Annotated in this window: 16 protein-coding genes; 14 read left to right on the forward strand and 2 right to left on the reverse strand. The window is 33.5% G+C overall.

The window, feature by feature from the left end; genetic code table 11:
• Window positions 1–92: 92 nt before the first annotated feature.
• Window positions 93–2,867, reverse strand: a complete 2,775-nt coding sequence (locus ACGLWY_RS05580; protein ID WP_396618688.1) for a putative LPS assembly protein LptD — start codon at window positions 2,865–2,867, stop codon at window positions 93–95.
• Between the two features lie 195 nt (window positions 2,868–3,062).
• Between ACGLWY_RS05580 and ACGLWY_RS05585 the strand changes: the two genes are divergently transcribed.
• The 13 genes from ACGLWY_RS05585 (at window position 3,063) to bshA (ending at window position 17,413) form a co-directional block, all read left to right on the forward strand.
• On the forward strand, window positions 3,063–4,199 hold the full coding sequence (locus ACGLWY_RS05585) for an N-acetylmuramoyl-L-alanine amidase (RefSeq protein WP_396618689.1): 1,137 nt from the start codon (window positions 3,063–3,065) through the stop codon (window positions 4,197–4,199).
• A gap of 59 nt (window positions 4,200–4,258) precedes the next feature.
• Window positions 4,259–5,188 (forward strand): MlaD family protein, encoded by a 930-nt coding sequence (locus ACGLWY_RS05590; RefSeq protein WP_396618690.1) that lies wholly within the window; start codon window positions 4,259–4,261, stop codon window positions 5,186–5,188.
• Window positions 5,189–5,194: 6 nt separating this feature from the next.
• The gene (locus ACGLWY_RS05595; RefSeq protein ID WP_396618691.1) at window positions 5,195–6,508 is read left to right on the forward strand and encodes a 4Fe-4S dicluster domain-containing protein; all 1,314 of its coding nucleotides are present in this window, start codon (window positions 5,195–5,197) and stop codon (window positions 6,506–6,508) included.
• A gap of 13 nt (window positions 6,509–6,521) precedes the next feature.
• Window positions 6,522–7,178 carry a hypothetical protein gene (locus tag ACGLWY_RS05600; protein WP_396618692.1) on the forward strand — a complete coding sequence of 219 codons (657 nt, stop codon included), beginning with the start codon at window positions 6,522–6,524 and terminating at the stop codon, window positions 7,176–7,178.
• Window positions 7,179–7,187: 9 nt separating this feature from the next.
• Complete coding sequence (locus ACGLWY_RS05605) at window positions 7,188–7,979, forward strand: (Fe-S)-binding protein (protein WP_396618693.1); 792 nt, start codon at window positions 7,188–7,190, stop codon at window positions 7,977–7,979.
• Window positions 7,980–8,073: 94 nt separating this feature from the next.
• Window positions 8,074–8,559: an ABC transporter ATPase gene (locus ACGLWY_RS05610; RefSeq protein WP_396618694.1), complete on the forward strand. Its 486-nt coding sequence runs from the start codon at window positions 8,074–8,076 to the stop codon at window positions 8,557–8,559.
• Window positions 8,560–8,654: 95 nt separating this feature from the next.
• On the forward strand, window positions 8,655–9,878 hold the full coding sequence (serB, locus tag ACGLWY_RS05615) for a phosphoserine phosphatase SerB (RefSeq protein WP_396618695.1): 1,224 nt from the start codon (window positions 8,655–8,657) through the stop codon (window positions 9,876–9,878).
• Window positions 9,879–9,958: 80 nt separating this feature from the next.
• Entirely contained in the window at window positions 9,959–10,405 is a 447-nt protein-coding gene (locus ACGLWY_RS05620) for a thioredoxin family protein (RefSeq protein WP_396618696.1), read from the forward strand.
• Window positions 10,402–11,385, forward strand: a complete 984-nt coding sequence (locus ACGLWY_RS05625) for an FAD:protein FMN transferase (RefSeq protein WP_396618697.1) — start codon at window positions 10,402–10,404, stop codon at window positions 11,383–11,385. Before ACGLWY_RS05620 ends, ACGLWY_RS05625 begins: the two co-directional genes overlap by 4 nt.
• Entirely contained in the window at window positions 11,385–11,594 is a 210-nt protein-coding gene (locus ACGLWY_RS05630) for a DUF4266 domain-containing protein (protein WP_396618698.1), read from the forward strand. The genes ACGLWY_RS05625 and ACGLWY_RS05630 overlap by 1 nt, the downstream gene beginning before the upstream one ends.
• A gap of 9 nt (window positions 11,595–11,603) precedes the next feature.
• Window positions 11,604–13,049, forward strand: coding sequence for a DUF3570 domain-containing protein (locus ACGLWY_RS05635; protein WP_396618699.1), 1,446 nt, complete (start codon window positions 11,604–11,606; stop codon window positions 13,047–13,049).
• Window positions 13,050–13,173: 124 nt separating this feature from the next.
• The gene (locus tag ACGLWY_RS05640) at window positions 13,174–16,089 is read left to right on the forward strand and encodes a glycoside hydrolase family 3 N-terminal domain-containing protein (protein WP_396618700.1); all 2,916 of its coding nucleotides are present in this window, start codon (window positions 13,174–13,176) and stop codon (window positions 16,087–16,089) included.
• A 187-nt stretch (window positions 16,090–16,276) separates the two neighbouring features.
• Window positions 16,277–17,413: an N-acetyl-alpha-D-glucosaminyl L-malate synthase BshA gene (bshA, locus tag ACGLWY_RS05645; RefSeq protein WP_396618701.1), complete on the forward strand. Its 1,137-nt coding sequence runs from the start codon at window positions 16,277–16,279 to the stop codon at window positions 17,411–17,413.
• A gap of 325 nt (window positions 17,414–17,738) precedes the next feature.
• On the opposite strand, the gene ACGLWY_RS05650 is transcribed toward bshA, so the two are convergent.
• Window positions 17,739–18,230 carry a hypothetical protein gene (locus ACGLWY_RS05650; RefSeq protein ID WP_396618702.1) on the reverse strand — a complete coding sequence of 164 codons (492 nt, stop codon included), beginning with the start codon at window positions 18,228–18,230 and terminating at the stop codon, window positions 17,739–17,741.
• A gap of 145 nt (window positions 18,231–18,375) precedes the next feature.
• Here ACGLWY_RS05650 and ACGLWY_RS05655 point away from each other — a divergent pair, with 145 nt between their 5' ends.
• On the forward strand, window positions 18,376–21,297 hold the full coding sequence (locus ACGLWY_RS05655; RefSeq protein WP_396618703.1) for an FAD-binding and (Fe-S)-binding domain-containing protein: 2,922 nt from the start codon (window positions 18,376–18,378) through the stop codon (window positions 21,295–21,297).
• Window positions 21,298–21,319 lie beyond the last annotated feature (22 nt).

A 21,319-nucleotide genomic window follows, 5' to 3' on the forward strand; every position in this document is an offset into this window, starting at 1 on the left:
CATGCTTCGAAAATCACTCGAACTGACAAGATGGATTCTGTTTTTTTTTTTTTTTTGAAAAAACCTAGAACCCAAAACCTTGAACCCAGAACCTATAACTGTATATCAGGCTGATTTCGTTTTTCGTATTTTAAATCTTTTAAGATACTCGATTTAATTCCAATAAAGAAATTCCATGAGCTTCTAGAGCTAAACGGTACCCAACTAAAATTCATACGCCAGCTCATTAAATCGCGTTCAAAACGTAATTGCGTATAAGTAAATCCAGCGTTTTTTAAATCATAACCAGATGAGGCGCCAATAGACCATTTGTCTGATAATTTAATATCGCCTGAAAACATGAGTGAATGAGACGATATTTGATTTTCCCGCCTATTATTAGAATAATTTAAAGCATATGCTATTCGTAAGTTCCAAGGGATTTTATAGTTGTAATATTCGCTTGGTTTTTTTTCTTCATCTTCTTCTTCCTTGTCTTTTTCTTCTTTTCCAAATTGTTGATTGGCATAATCTAAATCTTTTGGCAAATAATCTTCGGGGCTATTAATATTTTCATCATCCTTTTTTCCTTTTTTACCACCTTTATCACTAGATAAAGACCAACTTGTGGTTAAATTGGCAGTGGTTAACCTAAAAAGACTTCCACCATTGTCAATATTAAATTTATTAATTCTCGTATTGTTGTTATCTAGCGCATAAGGATCTAAAGTAGCACCAAAATTCACGCTCATTTTATTGTTGAAAAGTTGTGTGCTCCCACTCATTCTAACAGGGCTCCATTGTAGCGAATCACCCGCAAAATTATATGACGTTGAAAAGTTTAGGTTATTTAATAACATAATCTTTTTTGCTTCGGTTGCGGTACTATCTTTATCGCGCACTTTTGCTTCAAGATTATTAGAAACCGAAATACCCATAGAACTAGAGAAATTTTTTCCTGGCCCCCCAAAAATACCTTGTTCAAAACGGTTGTATTCTAAATTTGTGTTATTATAAATAGCATCTAATTCTGCAGAGGTTAAGCCATCGGCATTTACTACTTCTGCCGTTTCATAATATTTATCAAAAGCGGGGTTGATATTATAACTTATAGACGGACGGATTATGTGTCGAATAGCCTTTATTTTGGTGTCTTCACCTTCTTTTTCAAAGTTAAACATCCCATAAACAGTCGTTCCTAAACTGGTGCTAAAATTGTAAGTTCTAAACGCATCAAAACCATTTACATCTTCAATAATAGGTTTCTTGGTTACAGCATCGTAGCTCTTTTCTATGGTTTTAAAGGTCCAAACTTCATTAAAGCTGCTACTGGCACTTATGCTAAAATATTTGAATAACTTAAAATTAGTGGTAAGAGGAATGGTATGCTGAAAACCTGCTTTGGCATCATTAAACATTTCTTTTTTAAAGAAAAGCGAATCGGTAGTATTGATTCTATTTTCCCCTCTCACGCTGTACTGCAAGTTAATATTTTGAATAATTCCTTTTTTAGTGCCTGTTTTAGAAGCAAAAGGATATATTCTTCCTAGACTTCCTTGAAAAGTTGGAAGCGTCATATTAATTTGTTGGGTATTGGTGTTTTGCGAATGTGTTGCCGTTAAACTAATATTTGGTGATAGTTCGCCTTGAAATGTTTTTGAATATGAAACTGAAGAAGACAAGGTATTATTTAAAAAAGAACCGGTATTAATTTGATTAACTGAAGTTTTATAATATGTACTACTACCTAAGTTTACCGATGCCGAAAAACGCGAATTAGGATTGGATTTCCCATCTTGACTGTGCGACCAACGGATATTATAAATGGTTGACTTAGAATAATCGGGAAAACCACGTTCGCTATTAATTAGGTTTTCATACCTGAAACTAAAATTACCTCTAAACTTATAGCGTTTTGCATAGGTGCTTTCTGTACGAAATCCATAACTTCCGTTGGTATAGTAGTCACCCAAAAGTGCTAAATCTACATAATCACTAATAGCCAAATAATACCCGCCATTTTGTAAAAAATAACCGCGGTTATTTTGTTCACCAAAACTAGGGATTATGATACCAGATGTTTGTTTTTCAGACTGCGGAAAGAAGCTAAAAGGCAACCAAACGGGCGTAGGAATATCATAAATATACAAACCGGCAGCTCCTGTTACTATTTTTTTTCCGGGTACAATTTTGGCTTTTAATAATCGAATATAATACTCAGGGTCCTCTAAATTTTCGGCAGTGGTATATTTTGCATTTTTCAAAAAGTAAACGGAATCATTTTCTTTTTTAGTAATGGATGCAATAATGGTACCATCACCTTGCTCGGTTTTAGAGTTGTAAATAAGTGCCTTTTTTGTTTCTGTATTAAAAATAATGGAATCGGGTTCTACAACATTGGCGCCTTGGGTAAAAACAGGTTTTTGGGTATAGCCACCAATAGAATCTGTAATACCTTTAGCGTATACTGTGTTTTTTGTGTAATCTATAGTAATACTCCCTGCTGCAATATTCATGTCGCCATAATCAATGGTGGCTTCATTATAAAGATATAACTTGTGTTCTTTCTGGTTAAACTTGGTATAATCGACTGCATGGTATTTTACCGTATGCTCTAAAAGTTCTTTTTTAGGCTTAATGGAATCTTTAAAAGTAGAATCCTGTGCTTTTTCAGAAGCTTTAGGTAATAGTAAGCTATCGGTGCTAACAACAATACTGTCTTTAACACTTCTGTCAATAGTAATACCGTTTTTAGGGATGTCTTGTGCAAAGCTTAACATGTTAATAAACACTGTAAAACTTAATGTGAAAAGTATTTTAAAGTTGTTTGTGTGCAACGCTTTTAAATGTATTTTTGTAAAAGTATGGCTCGATTTTTGAAAAGCCAAAATTACATATATTTTTCTGTGATTGATTTATTATTCAATTAAAATTTTAAATTAAACTTGAACTCAAACATAATGAGTAATAAACCAAGTTTTTTGATCGTTAAAATGTTTGTGGGCCATAGTTATCAAAATAAAACACGATGATTATAGTTAATGTTTATGAATTAATGATTTAAACCAAATATGATTACCCTCATGAAAACGAACAGAGTATTACTTTTCGTATTATTTATAACAGTATTAACATTTTCTTCATTTATTAAAGTAGGAAAAAATGAAGCAGTAGAAAAATTTGTAGTGGTTTTAGATGCTGGCCATGGAGGGCATGACCCTGGAAATATAGGAAATGGTTATAAAGAAAAAGACATTGCTTTAAAAATTGTTCTAGATATTGGAAGGCAGTTGGAGAAAAATCCAAACATTAAAGTTGTTTACACACGAGATAAAGACGTTTTTGTAGATTTGTTTGAAAGAGGACAGATTGCAAATAAAGCAAAAGCCGATTTATTTGTATCGGTACACTGTAATTCGCATAAATCCCAAGCACACGGAACAGAGACGTTTGTTTTGGGAATCCATAGGAATCAAACCAATTTTGAGGTAGCTAAAAAGGAAAACTCGGTAATTTTTCTAGAAAGTGATTATAAAAACAAGTATGGTAATTTCGACCCCAATTTGCCAGAATCTGTTATGAGCATATTAATAAGTCAAGAAGAATACCTAGACCAAAGTATTATGTTGGCAAGCTTAGTTCAAAAGCAATTCACTACTAAATTAAAAAGAAATAATAGAGGTGTTAAGCAGGCAGGTTTAATAGTTTTGCACCAAACAGTGATGCCTAGTGTATTGATAGAGGTAGGTTTTTTAACGTACAAAGAAGAAGGTGCTTATTTAAATTCACAAAGTGGACAAAAAGATATGGCTAACTCTATTACCAGTGCCATTTTAGAATATAAACACAATTTGGATGGCAATGTTGGAAATTTTGAGTTTGAAGAACCAATACTCGAAGAAGAAATAATAGAAGCCACAACGATACCAAACGAAACGGAAGAAACAATTGTAGGATCCATAACATTTAAGGTTCAAATAGCAGCCACCTCCCGAGCCATTGAGCCCAACCCCTATAATTTTAAAGGCTTAAAAAATATTACGAGGGAAAAAGAAGGTGGTTTGTTTAAGTATTTTTATGGCAACACATCCAATTACGATAACGTTAAAGCCCTTGAAGAAGAAGCCATTAATAAAGGCTATAAATCCAGTTTTATAGTAGCGTTTAAAGATGCTAAAAAAATAAGCTTATCAGAAGCTCTAAAAACAACCGCTAATTAAAGAGGTTCTTTTTAAATTTATTTTAAATTTGTACATCTAAAACATTTACTTTATTTACTTTGAAAATATCAAAAGAAGTTAAAACAGGCATATTAGTACTATCGGGCATTGTCCTTTTTATTTTTGGATTTAATTATTTAAAAGGAAAAAACCTATTCGAATCAACCGATGTTTATTATACAGAGTTTGATTACAATGCACTTGATAAATCGTCTCCTATTACAGTAAATGGCAATACTGTTGGTAAAATTCAAGATATAGTTTACGATTATAATACAGGTAAAACCAAAGTTGCTTTTTCGGTTAATGCAGCTTTAAAATTTTCTAAAAATTCTGTAATCAAGATGTACGAAACCGGGTTAATGGGTGGAAATGGACTTGCCATACTCATAAGTGCCGAAGGCGAACAAGCAAAACCAGGCGATGTTTTACCATCTGAAGTTGAATATGGTCTTGTTACAACGCTTTCTAAAAACTTTTCTGGATTAAGTGATAATTTGGATGCGACTTTAAAATCAACCGATACGCTTATGCTGAGCATCAATAGGTTGGTTAACGATAATTCAGATGCTGGTTTAAAACGAACTATTGAAGAATTAAATCACACCTTAAAATCCTTTAAAAACACTTCAAACTCAGTAAATGCCGTTATTTCTAATAACGATAAAAACATTGCTGCCATACTTGAAAAATTTAAAACAATCAGTAGTGATTTAGCGGTGCTTACTGCAGATTTAAAAAATGCCAACGTTGGTGCTACTGTTGAGAGTTTGGATAATACACTAAATAAGTTAAATACCATTTTAACAACTATCGATAAAGGAGAAGGTTCTATAGGTAAGTTACTTAAGGACGAAGCGTTGTACAACAACCTTGAAGGCGCTACAAAAGAAATGGAAGAATTACTTCGTGATATAAAACTGCACCCTAAACGTTATTTCAGGGTATTGTCCAAAAAAGAAATTCCATATCAAGAAGAAACTAAATAAACATTCATGGAATATTTACCAAATATACTTTTCATAATTTTACTTGGTTTTGGTATTGGGTTCTTCGCTAAAAACGTAAAAAAACTCACCCGTAATATCAAATTAGGTCGTGATGTAGATGTTAGTGATAACAAATCACAACGTTGGAAAAACATGGCGATGATAGCTTTGGGGCAAAGTAAAATGGTTCGTCGTCCAATTGCTGGGTTTTTACACGTAGTAGTTTATCTAGGTTTTATTATTATAAATCTTGAGGTTTTAGAAATCATTATCGATGGTATTTCAGGTAAACACAGAATAGGTTTGTCAATACTACCCGAAGCTGTTTACGGATTTTTAATAGGTGCTTTTGAAGTTTTAGCTATTTTAGTATTTGTATCGGTTACCATTTTTTGGATACGTAGAAACATTATTAAATTAGCGCGTTTCTGGAAAAGTGAAATGACTAGTTGGCCTAAAAATGATGCCAATTTCATTTTATATTTTGAAATGGTATTAATGATGTTGTTTTTGGTAATGAACGCAACCGATGTACATTTTCAAAGCTTGAATACAGGGAATGTTATCAGTCAGTATATAGCGTCTTGGTTTAGCGGTATATCAGAAAACACACTTCATGTTGTAGAAAGAGCAGCTTGGTGGTTTCATATTATAGGTATTTTAGTATTTTTAAATTATTTATACTTCTCTAAGCATCTTCATATTTTATTAGCATTTCCAAATACCTTTTATGGAAAGTTAACCCCCAAAGGGCAATTTAATAACTTAGAAGCAGTTACCAAAGAAGTTAAATTGATGATGGATCCTAATGTTGACCCATTTGCAGCACCAGCAGAAGGAACAGAAAACGATATTCCTGCAAAGTTTGGAGCTAGTGATGTGCAAGATTTAAATTGGGTACAACTGCTAAATGCTTATACCTGTACCGAATGCGGACGCTGTACCAGCGAATGTCCTGCAAACCAAACGGGTAAAAAACTGTCGCCACGAAAAATTATGATGGATACCCGCGACCGTCTAGAGGAAGTAGGCAAAAACATTGACGCCAATAAGGGCGCGTTTAAAGAAGATGGCAAACAACTTCTCGATAATTATATAACCAGAGAAGAATTGTGGGCATGTACCTCATGTAACGCTTGTGTAGAAGCCTGTCCAGTAAGTATCGATCCGCTTTCAATTATAATAGACATGCGACGTTATTTAGTTATGGAGCAAAGTGCTGCACCAGTCGAGTTAAATAACATGATGACGAATATTGAGAATAATGGTGCACCTTGGCCATACAACCAAATGGACCGGTTAAACTGGAAAAACGAATAAAAAACCTTTTAGAATGAAAAAAGAAACATTTAAAATTCTGTTTTTCTGCTTTTTACTAGTTGGATTTGCATCTAAAAATGATGCTCAAGAGCATGTAAATGCCGATTTAAAACATGTTGACAGTTTAGCTCAAAAGATGTTTGTTGATGTAAACAATAGAGATTTTGATGCTATATTAGACATGACACATCCTAAAGTATTTGAAATACTGCCTAAAGAAAGCTTGAAAAGTATTATTAAAACAATGTTTGAAGGCAATGAAGATTTTTCTATAGATATACCTAAAATTATTCCAAAATATAAACTATCTGAACTTTTTAAAAGCGAAGAGAATCATTTAAAGTATGTTTTTGTTTCATATGATATGAATATGAAAATGACCTTTAATAAACAAGAATTTAATGATGAATCAAAACAAATGATGATTTCTATGATGGCTGCAAAAGGAATGGATGTCGAGTTTGTATCAAATAACACTATGGACGTTTTGATGAAAGATACTATGACCATTATTTTAAAAGATGATGCTACTAACGATAAATGGGTCATGGTAAATTACGATACTGATTCTCCTTTGTTTTATCAAATACTATCTTCTAATTTAATGGAAAAGGCTAAAGATTATATGCAAGATTTAATGTTAGAAAGGAAAAAAAGTAGTGAAAATTAATTCAAAAAAATGAGCGAATTACTAAAAGTGCCAACCATGGCAGAATTTATGGCAGAAGGTAAACAGCCTGAAGTATTGTTTTGGGTCGGTTGCGCAGGAAGTTTTGACGATAGAGCAAAAAAAATAACCAAAGCATTTGTTAAACTATTAACCAAAGCCAAAGTAGAATTTGCTGTACTAGGAACCGAAGAAAGTTGTACGGGTGATCCCGCAAAACGAGCAGGAAACGAGTTTTTGTTTCAAATGCAAGCCGTAACTAATATTGAGGTTTTAAATGCTTATGAAGTTAAGAAAATAGTAACCGCATGTCCACATTGTTTCAATACCATAAAAAATGAATACCCAGAATTAGGTGGAAACTATGAGGTGATGCACCATACGCAGTTTTTAAAAACCTTATTAGACGATGGACGTTTAAAAATTGAAGGTGGTCAGTTTAAAGGAAAACGTATTACATTTCACGATCCTTGCTATTTAGGTCGTGCCAATAATGTATATGAAGCACCACGCGAATTAATTCAGAAATTAGAAGCAGAGTTGGTGGAAATGAAAAATTGCAAGCGTACCGGATTGTGCTGTGGTGCAGGAGGCGCTCAAATGTTTAAAGAACCCGAGAAAGGTACTAAAGATGTTAATGTAGAGCGTACCGAACAAGCTTTGGAAACCCAACCAGAAATAATTGCAGCTGGTTGTCCGTTCTGTAACACCATGATGACCGATGGTGTAAAAGCCAAAGAAAAAGAACAAGATGTTACCGTTATGGATATTGCGGAGTTAATTGCTAATGCCCAAGATTTGTAGATTGTTAAAAAAGGTTATAAGGTTATAAGGTTATGAGGTTAGAAAGTTATAAGGTAAATCGTCAATCAAAAATCGTAAATCGTAAATCAAATTAATGTTAGTAGATTTTAATACATTACCAGAAGAATCACGCGTTTGGATTTACCAAGCAAACCGTTCCTTTTCAGAACAAGAGCTTGAAGAAATTCAAGAGAAACTAAATATATTTATAGAAAACTGGACGGCACATGGCAGTGATTTGCAATCGGGTTATCTCATTAAATATAACCGATTCATAGTGATTGGTTTAAACCAAAAAATGAATGCAGCTACAGGTTGCTCTATAGATGCATCGGTACATTTTATTCAACAGTTAGAAAAAGAATACAAGGTCGATTTAATGGATAAAATGAATGTGTCTTACAAACAAGGAGACTTTGTAGCGTATAAAACACTTTTGGACTTTAAACAAATGGCAAAAGATAAAGCTATTTCTAAAAATACCATTGTTTTTAATAATTTAGTTACCAATATTGCTGAGTTTAACGAAAACTGGGAAGTACCAGCAAGTGAGAGTTGGCATAGTCGTTTTATTAAATAGGTTATAAATAATCTTCCAAATATTAGAACCTATAAAACTTTCATATTTCAAATAGAATATTCAATTTTGCAGCTTAAAGGAGCAAATATATAATTATGGCTAATGAAATTATCCTATTAAATATTTCTGGACCGGATAAACCAGGATTAACCTCTAGTTTAACAAGTGTTTTGGCTGAATATAATGCCAAAGTGTTAGATATCGGGCAAGCAAATATTCACGATACATTGTCTTTAGGTATATTGTTTGAAATTCAATCGGGACCTAATTCTGCAGCCGTATTAAAAGATTTACTTTTTAAATCATACGAACTTGGTATTAAAGCGAAGTTTACACCAATTACACTTGAAAACTATGAGAATTGGGTAAGACTTCAAGGTAAAGATCGTTATATAGTTACTATTTTAGGAGAAAAACTTGCTGCTGAACAAATATCAAAAGTGACTCAAGTCATTTCAGAAAAGAACTTAAATATAGATTCTATAAAAAGACTAACAGGTAGAATATCACTTACTAAAGAAGAAGAATATCCACGAGCTTGTATAGAGTTATCTATTAGAGGACAAATAGCAGATAAAACGGAATTTACCAAAAAATTCATGGAAATATCAATGGATTTAGATGTTGATATTGCCTTTCAAGAAGATAATATTTTTAGACGAAACAGGCGTTTAGTTTGTTTCGATATGGATTCTACACTTATACAAGCCGAAGTTATTGATAAACTTGCAGAATTGGCAGGTGTTGGTGACGAAGTAAAAGCCATAACAGAATCGGCTATGCAGGGAGACATAGACTTTAAAGAAAGTTTTGTTAGACGTATGAAGCTTTTAAAAGGTTTGAGCGAGGACGTACTTCACGATGTTGCCGTTAATTTACCATTAACAAAAGGAGCAAAAAGGCTTATAGATACTTTAAAAAGTTACGGCTTTAAAACAGCCATTTTATCGGGTGGATTCACTTATTTTGGGCACTATTTACAAAAGGAGTTGGGTATAGATTATGTATATGCCAACCAATTGGAAATTAAAGATGGTCTTTTAACAGGTGGTTATATAGGTGAAATTGTTGATGGGAATAAAAAAGCAGAATACCTTAAAGAACTAGCTCAAAAAGAGGGGATTGATATCGATCAAACCATTGCGGTTGGTGATGGTGCTAACGATTTGCCGATGCTTAACCTTGCAGGCTTAGGGATTGCTTTTCATGCAAAACCAACGGTAAAAGACAACGCACAAAGCTCTATTTCAAGTATAGGGTTAGATGGTGTATTATATTTATTGGGTTACCACGACAGGCATATTGATTTGATTGAATAGCATGTTTTTATCATTTAAAGTAACTTATGTTACATTGAATTAAACAAAAAGAGTTTACTTTTATTTTTAAATATGTATTAATGAAAAATGGTTATTTACTTAGTCTCTTTTTGTTTTTTCTAAGTCTCTCAAGTTTTGCACAAGATTGGACAACTAGTTTTGAAGAAGCAAAACAACAAGCTTTTAAAAACAATAAAAACATTGTTTTGGTTTTTCAAGGATCTGATTGGTGCGCTCCCTGTATGAAGTTAGATAGGGAAATTTGGAGTTCAGATGAATTTAAAAAGCTTTCAAAAAATCATTTTGTAATGCTTAAAGCCGATTTTCCTCGAAAAAAAGCTAATAAGTTATCAAAAGAACAAACACTTCAAAATTCAAAATTAGCAGAGATTTATAATAACCAAGGTATTTTCCCCTTAGTAGTTGTTTTAAATAAAGATGGCAAAGTACTGGGCAAGACAGGTTATGAGAAAACCAATCCTTCAGATTATTTTAAAAAATTAACATCATTTGAAAAATTGAATTGAAAACCCTATTTAGTATCTCAGCTTTTTTAATAATTTCTGCGGTTTTTTCTCAAAATACTTATACTAAAACCCTAAAGTTAATGGGTAGCCGTTTTGATATTACTGTGGTTGCGGAGACTGAGGATGAAGGAAATAATTTTATTGAGATTGCTGTAAACGAAATATCAAGAATTGAAAAGTTAATTTCATCTTGGGATGCCAATTCACAAACTTCAGAAATTATTAGAAATGCTGGTATAAAACCCGTAGTTGTGGAAAATGAATTGTTCCAGCTAATAAAGCGTTGTCTAAAAATTTCAGAATTGACCAATGGCGCTTTTGATATTAGTTATGCATCTATGGATAAGGTTTGGCATTTTGATGGAAGTATGACCGAAATGCCTTCACAAGAAGCTATAAAAAAATCAGTTTCAAAAGTGGGTTATAAAAACATCATTTTAGATGAAGCTAACCATTCTGTATTTTTAAAGTTGGAAAATATGAAGATAGGTTTTGGAGCTATAGGAAAAGGATATGCTGCCGATAAAGCCAAAGCATTACTTCAACAGAAAGGAGTAAAAGCAGGCATTATAAATGCATCGGGCGATTTAAATACATGGGGAACACAGCCAGACGGTAAAGATTGGATGGTTGCCATTGTTAATCCATTAAATAAGAGTAAAGTATTTTCATGGTTGCCCGTAAGTAATAGTGCGGTGGTAACTTCTGGTAATTACGAGAAATATGTAATCTTTAACGATGTTTTGTTTTCCCATATTATAGACCCAAGAACAGGTTACCCAAGCACAGGAATATTAAGTGCTACAGTTTTTACTGCAAATGCCGAATTAGCCGATGCGTTGGCAACTTCCATTTTTGTTATGGGTGTAGAAACTGGTTTAGACTTTGTAAATCAACTTAAAGGTGTAGAATGTGTTATTGTAGATAAGGACAACAAACTGCATACCTCAAATAATATTAATTTAAAACTTATAGATTAATGAAAAAAGTGTTTTTGCTAATCCTTTTTATAATAGCATTCACGTCTTGTACTGTGGTTAAAGAATACGAAAAAGTAAACTTGAACGATCCCGATATGACTTTATCGCAAAAAAAAGTAAATAGATTTGAAACTAATTTTCAGGTTTATAGAGAAGCAGCTTCGGGGGCAAACGGTGGTAAATCTGGTGGTGGTTGTGGTTGTAATTAAATGTTTAAAATGAAAAGGTTTTTAATTATCCCAGTTTTGTTCATAGTAGCTATGGGGTTTTCACAAGAAACAATGCAAGATTCCGCATCAGTTTATAAAAAGCGTGTTCTAGAAACTGCTGAAGTCGATTTTTTAACAAGTTATTATACCCAAGATGGTAATAATGCTTCGGTAACTGGTGGCATTGGCACAGAAAAACTTTCTGATTTTACGCCAACCATAGTTTTAAGCATTCCTTTAAATGCTGATGATGTGCTTACTGTTGATGCAGGTATATCAACATATACTTCAGCTTCATCAAGTAATTTAAACCCGTTTGATTTAAGTGGTGCTTCGAGGGGAGAAGGTGACGATGATAATAATGGTAATGGTAATGTTTTAGGGGATGTTATAGGAAGTCCATGGGTGGCTTCTTCTGGTGCCTCAAGACAAGATACTTGGGGAAGTTTAAATATTAATTACTCCCACAGTTCTGATGATAGAAACACAGTTTGGAATGCAGACCTATCATTTGCTACGGAATATGATTATTTTTCAATTGGCTTTGGTGGAGGTTTATTAAAACAATTTAACGAGAAAAATACAACTTTAGGTGTAAACACAAAAGTTTATCTAGACCAATGGATGCCAAAATATCCAACTGAATTAGATTCTTATCTAGAAGTAAATGGGAATTTAAATCAAGGTTTTTTTGAAGGTGTAACCATTTTAGACCAAAGCGGAAATGCAAGTACAAGTTGGCATCCTATTTTAGGATTTAGCCTTATAGATAATAAGTCTAGAAATTCATATTCGTTATCTGTTAGTTTTTCTCAAATATTAAATAAGAACTCGCAGTTTTCGTTATTTTTCGATTTGGTTCAACAAAAAGGATGGCTCTCTAACCCCATGCAACGTGTTTATTTTGCAGATATAAATAACTATTACATTGGTAATGCTGCAAGTATTAATAATTATGCATCTTCAAGCAATAGAGATGTTTTTCAGTTAGCGGATGATATTGAACGTATGCCTAGTACCCGATTTAAAATACCTATTGGTTTAAGATGGCATTATTACTTAAATGAAATAGTTTCAGTAAGAACATATTACCGTTATTATTTTGATGATTGGGGTGTTAATTCACATACGGCAAGTGTGGAATTGCCAGTAAAAGTGTCATCAAAATTCACACTGTATCCGTCGTATCGTTATTATAATCAAACGGCAGCCAATTATTTTGCACCTTTTGAAGAACATTTATCTACAAGTTTATATTATACCTCAGACTACGATTTGTCTAAATTTAACGCCACTCAATATGGTTTTGGTGTGGGGTATACCGATATTTTTACAAAATCACATATATGGAAACTCGGTTTAAAAAGTATTGATTTAAAATATAATAGTTATAAACGCAATACAGGTTTAAAAGCTGATATTGTTTCTATGGGTATTAAATTTGTTATGGACTAACCATGTTCACAAACTTGTTATAAATCTATCTTAAAGTCTTTTTAACTTCTTTTTAAAAGTAGTATTTTGGCATGGTTATTTATATAACTGTTATTGCTATATAAATACCTAATTAATTTTTAATATGCGCCAAATCTTATTAATATTAGTAACCTTACATATATCACTTTCAATAAGTAGCCAAACTATTGAAAACCCTTTAGCAGCAAAAGATGTTAAAGGACAGAAAAAATGGGTCGATAGTATATATAACTCCATGACTTTGGCCGAAAAAGTAGGGCAGTTGTACATGGTACAAGTCATGTCCAATCAAGACCAAATCGCTAAAAACAAAATAGTTGAGTTAATTAAAACGTATCATATAGGAGGGCTGATTTATTCTCTTGGCGGCCCTGTTAAACAAGCTAAATTAAATAACGAACTACAAGCACTTTCAAAAGTGCCGTTGTTAATAGGAATGGATGCAGAATGGGGTTTAAGCATGCGTTTGGACTCTACCTATGCATTTCCTTGGAATATGACGCTTGGGGCTATAAAAGATAATAACCTAATAGAGCAAACAGGAAAACACATTGGAGAGCATTGTAAGCGGCTTGGAGTTCATTTTAATTTTGCGCCTGTGGTCGATATCAATACCAATCCGTTAAATCCCATTATAGGCAATCGGTCGTTTGGTGAAGACAGGGATAATGTAACCGAGAAAGCGTTGGCTTTTATGAAAGGCATGCAAAGCGCAGGTGTTTTGGCCAATGCAAAACATTTTCCAGGTCATGGCGATACCGATCAAGATTCACATAAAACCTTACCAACTATTAATTTTGACGAAAAGCGCATCGATTCCATTGAGTTATATCCATATAATAAAATAATTACAAAAGGGCTTTCCAGTGTTATGGTGGCACATTTAAAAGTGCCTAGTTTAGAGCCATCGGGGTATCCCTCTTCATTATCAAAACACATTGTCACCGATATTTTAAAGGAAACCCTAGGGTTTAAGGGACTTATATTTACCGATGCTTTAACCATGAAAGGCGCTGCCGATTTTAAGGAAATTGGTGCCATAGATTTAGCGGCATTTAAAGCAGGAAATGATGTGATGCTTATGTCTGAAGACGTAGCTGTAGGTATTTCAAAAATTATAGAAGCTTATAACCATGGTGAAATTAGCGAAGCCCGGTTAGAACTTTCGGTTAAAAAAATTCTTCAAGCAAAATATAAAGTAGGATTAAATAATTACGAACCTGTTGGTTTGAATGATTTATCGACCGATTTAAATAGGTTGAAGGATGATATTCTATATGAAGAACTTTTAGAAAATGCCATTACTATTGTTAAAAATGAACATAATTTAGTACCACTTCAACAGCTTGAAGAAAAAACAATTGCTTATGTAAAAATGGGCGATGATGATGGTTCTGTGTTTTTAAACGAACTAAAAAAATACACCAAAGTACACCACATAGAAGCTACAATGCTAGATGAACTTATGGCTAAGCTTCAGGATTATAACACGGTTGTAATTGGGCTGCATCGTTCAAACCAAAGTCCTTGGAAACCGTATCAGTTTTCAGAAGAAGAACTAACTTGGTTGTATGAAATAGCGAGAGCACATAAAGTCATTTTAGATGTTTTTGTAAAGCCTTATGTACTTTCAGATTTAGCAACCATTGAAAACATAGAAAGCATCGTGGTTAGTTACCAAAACAGTGACATAGCACAACAAAAATCGGCACAACTTATATTTGGTGCTATTGATGCAAAAGGCAGTTTGCCAGTCTCTATTGGAAATTATTTTAAAGTAGGCGATGGCATTCAAAATACCGCCATAAAACGTTTAAGTTATACGGTTCCGGAACGTGTTGGTATGGATTCTGAAAAACTAAATAAAATAGATTCTATTGCCCAAAGTGCTATAGATGGTAATATGACACCTGGTTTACAATTGTTGGTGGCAAGAAAAGGGAAAGTCATTTATAATAAAAATTTTGGCAAGCACACGTATTCAGGAACACAGGCGGTTACATTTGATGATGTTTATGATGTGGCATCTTTAACCAAAATACTGGCGACTTTGCCATTGCTTATGGAATTGGAAGAACAAGGTGAGGTTACTTTAGACACGAAGCTTTCTAAAATATTACCTAGTTATAAAAAGTCAAACAAAGCAAATATTACATTAAAAGCAATGTTGTCCCATTATGCCCGACTAAAGCCATGGGAACCGTTTTATGCACATACATTAGACAGTGCCACAAAACGTCCGAGTAATAAATATTATAGAACAGAGCGTAGTGAAAAGTTTAATATTGAAGTGGCTCAAAATTTATATTTGCGTTCAGATTATCCAGACTCCATACAAAAAATTATTAAAGACTCAGAATTGTTAAACAAACTCCAATACAGGTATAGTGATTTCCCTTATTATATTTTAAAGAAATATATTGAGAATTATTACGACAGAACCTTAGATTTTCTTGTGCAGGAACATTTTTATAAATCTTTGGGAGCCAACTATACCATGTATAATCCGTACCATAAAATAAGTAATAAAAAAATTGTTCCGACAGAAGTTGATGATTATTACAGGTTTCAAGAAGTGCATGGATATGTACACGATATGGGAGCAGCTATGCAAGATGGTATTGGTGGACATGCTGGCATATTTAGTAATGCCAATGATGTTGCCAAAATCATGCAAATGTTTTTGCAGAAAGGCTATTATGGAGGAAAGCATTATTTTAAACCGGAAACAATCGATAAGTTTAATACCTGTTACTTTTGTAATAAAGGAAACAGAAGAGGTATTGGGTTCGATAAGCCTCAATTAGAAGAGGAAGGTCCAACATGTGGTTGCATATCTTTAAATAGTTTTGGTCATGCTGGTTTTACAGGAACCTATGCTTGGGCTGACCCTGAAGAGGAAATTGTTTATGTGTTTTTATCAAACAGAACACATCCTACTGCTGTAGAGAATTTGCTTTCAAAGAAAAATATTAGAACCGATATACAACGCTTAATTTATGAAGCGATAATTGATTAATAAAGTACTTAAAGTTGAGAGTACTTAAAGTTAAAAGTTATAAGTACTTAAAGTTAAAAGTTGTAAGTACTTAAAGTTAAAGGCTATAAGTATTTAAGGTTAGATAGATTAACTTTAGGCACTTAAAACTTTAGACACTTAAAACTTTAGGCACTTATAACTTAAGACACTTATAACTTAAAAAAATATGAAAATAGGCATAGTATGTTACCCAACTTTTGGGGGTAGCGGGGTAGTTGCTACCGAATTAGGTTTAGAGCTTTCTAAACGAGGTCATGAAATTCATTTCATCACATATAATCAACCCGTACGTTTAGAGTTGTTAAGTAATGATGTGCATTATCACGAAGTGACTGTTCCAGAATATCCGCTGTTTCACTACCAGCCTTATGAGTTGGCCTTGTCAAGTAAATTAGTTGATATGGTAAAACTTCATAAAATTGAAATCTTACATGTGCATTACGCTATTCCGCATGCCTATGCTGCCTATATGGCTAAAAAAATGTTACAAGAAGATGGTATTTATATACCTATTGTTACCACTTTACACGGAACTGATATTACGCTTGTTGGCAGCCATCCGTTTTACAAACCAGCAGTGACTTTCAGTATTAATAAATCGGATGCAGTAACCGCAGTATCGCAAAGTTTAAAAGATGACACATTGCGTTTGTTTGATATAAAGAATGATATTCATGTCGTACCTAACTTTATCGATTTAGATAAGTACAATCATAAGTTTACCGATTGCCAACGTGGTATGATGGCGAAAGAAGACGAAAAAATAATCACACATATTAGCAATTTGCGACCTGTAAAGCGTTCACAAGATGTTATTAGTGTGTTTTATAACATTCAAAAAGAAATGCCCGCAAAATTGATGCTTATTGGTGAAGGGCCAGAACGAGAGCACATAGAAATGCGTTGTCAAGAATTAGGTATTTTAGATAAAGTTATTTTCTTTGGAAGAAGTAATGAGATTGATAAAATATTATGTTTCAGTGATTTGTTTTTGTTGCCATCACAAACAGAAAGTTTTGGATTGGCAGCTTTAGAAGCCATGGCATCGGGAGTGCCCGTTATTTCAAGTAATACAGGTGGTATTCCAGAAGTTAATGTGCATGGTGTATCGGGTTTTTTAAGTGATGTAGGCGATATTGCCGATATGACTAAAAATGCCCTATATATTTTAAGTGATAAAAAGCGATTGGCAACTTTTAAAATTAATGCTAGAAAAATTGCCGAAAAATATGATTTACATACCATTGTTCCACAATACGAAGCTATTTACCAAGATACTTTGGCGAAGTGTTTGGTGCTATAGTTCGTAATATAGCCTGAGTTCAATATAAATTTTAACGAAGTTTAAAGTTCAGTGTTCAGAGTTTGATGTACCGATGAAGTTTGTGATATACGATTCAACAATTACACGGTTAAACTGTTAAAAGTTACAAGGTATGCCTATCAACCTGAATTAAGGTTTTGTAATGATATCATTTTTTTATTTATATAACTATCTAAACACTTGGATATAAGATTACATCACATAGAAAACTCACGTTAATATAAAAAAAGTTGTAAACCGCTTTATAGTAAAAATAAAAAGCACCCCAATTGAGGTGCTTTTCTGTTTTTATAAAACGTTTCACTTAAAACTGGTATCTGATACCTAAAGCAATATCAAAATCTAAGTCGTTGTTGTCGTAAGTTTCATTTCCAAAACCAATTTCTGGTCTAAAATCCAATGAAATTAATAAAGGAATATCAAAGTTGTATTCAATACCTATATCTCCGGCAGCAAAAACAAACGTATCGTTGTAATCATTTCCATTGTTATCGTCATAACCAAACGACCCTAATCCGCCACCAACACCAGCATACCAGTTAAAGCCACCATCTATGTTCCAAACCCATTGGTATAAACCAGCAAGTTTAAAACCATCATAGTTTTTGCCATCTCTCCAGCCTAAATCTACCTCTAAACGGTTGTTGCTGCCTAGGGCGTGCTGATAAGATATTTCGGCTCCAACACCATTGCTGTCTCCTAAACGCAATCCTAAGGCGTTATTTGAAATGTCTTGTGCGTTTGATAAAAAGGTAAAACCTAATAACGCTACTGAAAATAAAAGTAATTTCTTCATAAATGTAATTTTTGTTTGTAATTAATATACGGTCAATTAATGCTTAAGGATTTTTTAAATAATCCATTTCAATTTTACAAAAATAACGCCAAAAATGTATTTATATTTAACTTCTTATTAAAATTATAATTATTTTTCAATTGCCATGGCGTTAACATCACATTTACAGACATTAAGCAAAAAACTTTCGGGAGAATTATTTTATGATGATTTAATAAAATCTATTTACGCTACCGATGCCTCTGTATATAGAAAGCTGCCATTGGCTGTTGCATATCCTAGAAACAATAATGATGTCAAACAGCTTATTCAGTTTGCCAAAGCACATAAAACATCTTTAATACCAAGAACAGCAGGTACATCACTTGCAGGCCAATGTGTTGGAGATGGTATCGTGGTAGATGTATCAAAATACTTCACTAAAATATTAAATGTCAACGAAAAGGAGCAAACTGTTACAGTACAACCAGGAGTCGTTCGCGATGCTTTGAATAATTATTTAAAACCATTTGGATTGTGGTTTAGCCCGAATACATCAACATCCAATAGGTGTATGATTGGTGGGATGGTTGGCAACAACTCATCGGGTACAACATCCATTCAATTTGGTGTAACGCGGGATAAAGTTATTGAAATGCATACCATTTTAAGTGATGGTAGTGAAGTTGTATTTAATGAAATATCTTCGAAAGTATTTCAAGATAAAACAACATTAAATACTTTGGAAGGCGCTATTTATAAAACCGTTTATTCAGAATTAAAGTCTGAAACGGTTCAAAATCAAATTATTGAAAACTTCCCAAAACCAGAAATACATAGAAGGAATACGGGTTATGCTATTGATGAATTGATAAAATCAGAAGTGTTTTCAAATACTTCTGAAAAGTTTAATATGTGTAAACTCCTTTCAGGAAGCGAAGGCACCTTGGCCTTTACTACACAAATTACTTTAAAATTAGATAAACTTCCGCCACAAGAAGCCGTTATGGTTGCGGCACATTTCAGTAGCATAGAAACGTGTCTAAATGCTGTTGAAATGGTGATGAATCATAATTTGTACACCTGTGAAATGATGGATAAAACCATTTTGGATTGCACAAAACACAATAAAATCCAACAAGAAAACAGAAGTTTTATTGAAGGTGACCCTAAGGCTATTTTAATGTGTGAAGTGAGAGCATTTACAAAACAAGACGTAGATGCTTTAGCCAAAAACTTGGTAAAGGCTATTGAATCTTCTGGGCTAAGTTATGCCTTCCCCATATTGGAAGGAGATGAGATAAACAAAGCAAATAATTTGCGTAGTGCTGGATTGGGCTTGTTAGGGAATATTATTGGCGATAAAAAATCGGCACCATGTATTGAAGATACCGCTGTAACCGTATCCGATTTAGCAAATTATATTTCGGAATTTTCGATGTTAATGAAAAGCTACAATCAAGAAGCCATTTATTATGCACATGCAGGTGCGGGCGAGCTGCATTTACGCCCCATTTTAAACCTTAAAAAGTCTGAAGATGTGGTGTTGTTTAGAAAAATCACTACCGATGTAGCACATTTGGTAAAAAAATATGGTGGTTCTATGAGTGGGGAGCATGGTGATGGTATTGTAAGAGCTGAATTTATTCCGTTAATGATTGGTGAGCCAAATTATCAAATTTTAAAGCGAATAAAAGCGGCATTTGATATGCATAACATCTTCAATCCAGGGAAAATTGTGGATGCTTTTCCTATGGATGAATCGTTAAGATACGTTTCCGATAGGGTAGAGCCCCAAATAGAAACCATGCTCGATTTTTCACATTCACAAGGCATTTTACGTGAAGCTGAAAAGTGTAATGGTTCTGGCGATTGTAGAAAATTACCAGAATTTGGAGGAACCATGTGTCCAAGTTACCGTGCTACCAGAAACGAAAAAGATACGACACGTGCCAGAGCTAATGCTTTACGTGAATTTTTAACAAATTCTACTAAGACAAATAAGTTTGACCACGAAGAATTGAAAGTGGTTTTCGATTTGTGTTTAAGTTGTAAGGCGTGTGCTAGCGAATGTCCAAGTAGTGTGGATGTCGCGAGTTTAAAAGCGGAATTTTTGTATCAATATCAAAAGGAAAATGGCGTGTCTTTGCGTACCAAATTATTTGCTTATAACAACACGTTGAACCGTTATGGAAGCATGGTTCCAAAGCTGACAAATTTTATGTTTTCTAATAGTTTTACAGCCTCTATTTTAAAAAAATCGTTTGGGATTGCTAAAGAAAGGCACTTGCCTTTGATTTCAAATAAAAGTTTAAGTAATCAGTTTCAAAATATTAAAAAACAAGAGTTTAGAGGAAAATATATAAAGACAGTCTACTTGTTTAATGATGAGTTTTTAAATTATTTAGATACGCCCATAGGTGTTGATGCCATTCAACTTTTATCAGCCTTAAATTACGAGATTAAAATGGTTGAAAATGCCGAATCCGGACGTACCTTTTTATCAAAGGGTCTATTAGAACAAGCTAAGGATTTGGCCAATAAGAACGTTGCCATTTTTAAGGATTTAATTACTGAAAAAACACCATTGATAGGTGTCGAACCATCGGCAATTTTAACTTTTAAAGATGAATATTTAAGGTTGGCAGACGATAAAGCTTCCGCAGAAAAAATTGCAAAGCATACATTTTTAATAGAAGAATTTATTCAGCAAGAAATAAAGTTAGGCCATATTAAACCAGAACAATTCACTTCAGATGCAAAAACCATTAAGTTTCATGGGCATTGCCACCAAAAATCATTTAGCAATCAATTGTCTAGTTTTGATGTTTTAAATTTGCCAACAAACTATAAAGTGACTATTATTCCAAGTGGTTGTTGTGGCATGGCAGGAAGTTTTGGTTATGAAAAAGAACATTATGAGGTCAGTATGCAAGTTGGTGAACAAACCTTATTTCCAGCTGTTAGAAACGCATCAAAAGATGTGGTAATTTCAGCCAATGGAACCAGTTGTAGGCATCAAATCAAAGACGGTACCCAGCGAGAAGCAAAGCATCCTATTACTATTTTACGAGAAGCGTTGGTTTAGTTTTCAGTCGCAGTCGCAGTGA

Source organism: Mariniflexile sp. HMF6888 (assembly GCF_044335535.1).
Taxonomy (GTDB): Bacteria; Bacteroidota; Bacteroidia; order Flavobacteriales; family Flavobacteriaceae; genus Mariniflexile.

Coding starts and splice junctions, on each gene's coding strand:
- ACGLWY_RS05585 (WP_396618689.1), top strand. CDS start 3,063: ATGAAAACGAACAGAGTATTACTTTTCGTATTATTTATAACAGTATTA.
- ACGLWY_RS05595 (WP_396618691.1), top strand. CDS start 5,195: ATGGAATATTTACCAAATATACTTTTCATAATTTTACTTGGTTTTGGT.
- ACGLWY_RS05600 (WP_396618692.1), top strand. CDS start 6,522: ATGAAAAAAGAAACATTTAAAATTCTGTTTTTCTGCTTTTTACTAGTT.
- ACGLWY_RS05605 (WP_396618693.1), top strand. CDS start 7,188: ATGAGCGAATTACTAAAAGTGCCAACCATGGCAGAATTTATGGCAGAA.
- ACGLWY_RS05610 (WP_396618694.1), top strand. CDS start 8,074: ATGTTAGTAGATTTTAATACATTACCAGAAGAATCACGCGTTTGGATT.
- serB (WP_396618695.1), top strand. CDS start 8,655: ATGGCTAATGAAATTATCCTATTAAATATTTCTGGACCGGATAAACCA.
- ACGLWY_RS05620 (WP_396618696.1), top strand. CDS start 9,959: ATGAAAAATGGTTATTTACTTAGTCTCTTTTTGTTTTTTCTAAGTCTC.
- ACGLWY_RS05630 (WP_396618698.1), top strand. CDS start 11,385: ATGAAAAAAGTGTTTTTGCTAATCCTTTTTATAATAGCATTCACGTCT.
- ACGLWY_RS05635 (WP_396618699.1), top strand. CDS start 11,604: ATGAAAAGGTTTTTAATTATCCCAGTTTTGTTCATAGTAGCTATGGGG.
- ACGLWY_RS05640 (WP_396618700.1), top strand. CDS start 13,174: ATGCGCCAAATCTTATTAATATTAGTAACCTTACATATATCACTTTCA.
- bshA (WP_396618701.1), top strand. CDS start 16,277: ATGAAAATAGGCATAGTATGTTACCCAACTTTTGGGGGTAGCGGGGTA.
- ACGLWY_RS05650 (WP_396618702.1), bottom strand. CDS start 18,230: ATGAAGAAATTACTTTTATTTTCAGTAGCGTTATTAGGTTTTACCTTT.
- ACGLWY_RS05655 (WP_396618703.1), top strand. CDS start 18,376: ATGGCGTTAACATCACATTTACAGACATTAAGCAAAAAACTTTCGGGA.